This is a genomic window from Pirellulales bacterium, from assembly GCA_036490175.1.
Taxonomy (GTDB): domain Bacteria; phylum Planctomycetota; class Planctomycetia; order Pirellulales; family JACPPG01; genus JACPPG01.
On sequence record DASXEJ010000065.1, the window covers coordinates 1 to 2,608 of the forward strand.

The following is a 2,608-nucleotide window of genomic DNA, read 5'->3' on the forward strand; positions in this document are numbered from 1 at the left end:
GAACACGCTGTTCGAGCGATCGTGCCGCGCGCCGCTGGTCATCGCAGCGCCCGGCATGAAGGGCGGGCAGGTGAGTCGCTCGCTGGTCGAATTCATCGACCTGTATCCGACCATTGTCGAGCTTTGCCAACTCACCCCGCCGCACACGCTCTCCGGTCAGAGTTTGACGCCGATCCTCGCCGACCCCGCCGCGACGATCAAAGACTCGGCCTTCACGCTCGTCACGCGCGGCCCGAAACTGCACGCACAAAGCGTGCGCACCAGCCGCTGGCGATTGACGCAGTGGAGTGACGGGTCACGCGAGCTATACGATCATGACAACGACGCGGAGGAGAACTACAACGTGGCGAAAGCCAATCCTGCCGTCGTCGAAGATCTCGCCGCCCGTTTGAAAACGCTGCCGCCTTACCCGGCGACGCCGTAAAGCCAAGCTTTGCTCACACGCTTCGCTAGCCCGACTCGGCTCGCCGGGCCCACGAGCCGGGCCTGCGGCGAGATCTGCCACTAGCCGCATCATGTGTCGCTCTCCGGGCGGCTGTCATTTCGAGGTTCACCAGTCAATTCGAGGCGGTGCAAGACACCGGTTCGATCGGAAGCAGCTTTTGCTTCTAGCGGCTTGGCAGGTCGCATTCGCAGGTGCGGTCGTCTAAACTACGGTGCGTTCCGCCGACGCTGCCATCCTAACCTGTACCGATAAGGTGCGCCATGAGTGCGAAAGCAATTCTCGCTGCCGCTGCGGTCACCGTCTGCATTCAGCTCACCGCTACGGCTAACTATGCGGCTGCTCTGCAAAAGAAGCCTAATATCCTCGTGATCTTCGGCGATGATATTGGGATCACCAACATCAGCGCCTATAGCGACGGTCTCATGGGCTTCGAGACGCCAAATATTGACCGTCTCGCGAGTCAAGGCTTGAGGTTTCTCCATTACTACGCGGAGCAGTCCTGCACGGCCGGCCGGGCATCGTTTCTGACTGGACAGCACGGCATCCGCACCGGCCTGACCAAGGTCGGATTCCCCGGCGCGCCGATGGGGATGAGCCAACTCGATCCCTCGATCGGCGGCCTACTCAAGAGCCTTGGCTATGCCACCGGCCAGTTCGGCAAAAACCACGTCGGTGATCGAAACGAGACGCTGCCGACCGTCAACGGGTTCGACGAATTTTTCGGCAACCTCTATCATCTCAACGCCGAGGAGGAGCCCGAGCTACCGGATTATCCCAAAGACCCGGCCTACCTGACCAAGTTCGGTCCGCGCGGCGTCCTCAAGTGCAAGGCTTCGATCAAGGACGACCCGACGGTCGACCCTCGCTTCGGCAAGGTCGGCAAGCAAATCATCGAAGACAGCGGCCCACTCACCAAGAAGCGCATGGAGACCATCGACGACGAGACGTCGGCTGCGGCCATCGATTACATGAAAAGTCAGCACGCGGCGAGCAAGCCATTCTTCGTCTGGTTCAATTCAACGCGCATGCACCTGCGTACGCATGTTCGCCAGGAGCACCGCGGCCGCTACAAGCACGGCGACAGCGAGTACATCGACGGCTTGATCGAGCACGACGAAACCATCGGCACGCTGCTCAAAACTCTCGACGACCTGGGCATCGCCAAGAACACGATCGTTGTCTATACCAGCGACAACGGGCCGCACATGAACACCTGGCCCGACGGTGCAATGACGCACTTCCGCTCGGAAAAGAATACCAACTGGGAGGGGGCGTTCCGCGTGCCGTGCTTGGTCCGGTGGCCCGGCGTCATTAACCCCGGCACTGTGACCAACGAACTGATGAGCCACAACGACTGGATTCCCACGCTTTGTGCCATCGCCGGCGAACCCGACATCGTGGGCAAATGTCTCAAGGGCTACCAAGCCAACGGCCGCACTTACAAGGTGCATCTCGACGGTTACGACCAGTCGGCATTTCTGCGCAGGGTGAGCGGCACGGCCGCGAAGAATAACGGTGCGAAGAGCGCGCGGGATAAGTTCTTCTACTCCGACGACGACGGCCTGTTGGTAGCCATGCGGCAGGGCGACTACAAGTATGTTTATGCGGAGCAGCGCCTGGCCGGCACGTTGGGCGTGTGGGCGGAACCGTTCACGAGGCTGCGTCTGCAAAAGATTTACAACCTGTTCCAAGATCCATTCGAGCGGGCGGACATCACTTCCAACACCTTCTGGGACTGGCAACTCAACCACATTGGGAGCGTGTACGGATCGATGGAAGAGGTCGTCAAGTTCGCCGCGACATTCAAAGAGTTCCCACCTCGCTCGTTCCCGCCAAGTTTCGTCCCAACGACGATCATGGAAGAGACGCTGGAAACGATCAAACAGAGTCGCCAGAAAGCGGCGGAAAAGTGAAGTCCAACGATGCTCACGGCACACTTCTACTGCGAACGTCAGCCATTCGTGGGATGACGGCGGGCTTGGAGCGTGGTTTTCCCGAAACCATCGCGCAATGAGGCCTCCCGCCTTCGATTCGCGAGTTTTTAAGAGCCTGCGATAAATCCGCCTGGCAATCCTTGAGACAATCGTTCGGCAAAGGTAGCTCGTTCTTCGCTCTGGCCCCTCCCCTCCGGCCCGGCTCGGCTCGCCGGGCCTACGGGAAGGC

The 2,608-nt window shown here is 60.2% G+C and carries 2 protein-coding genes; both read left to right on the forward strand.

Annotated features, from left to right (window positions below; all coding sequences use genetic code 11):
* Positions 1-424, forward strand: a 424-nt coding sequence (locus VGG64_04395; GenBank protein HEY1598816.1) for a sulfatase/phosphatase domain-containing protein, incomplete at its 5' end; no start/stop codon positions are given.
* Between the two features lie 281 nt (positions 425-705).
* Positions 706-2,358: an arylsulfatase gene (locus VGG64_04400; protein HEY1598817.1), complete on the forward strand. Its 1,653-nt coding sequence runs from the start codon at positions 706-708 to the stop codon at positions 2,356-2,358.
* Positions 2,359-2,608: the final 250 nt, after the last annotated feature.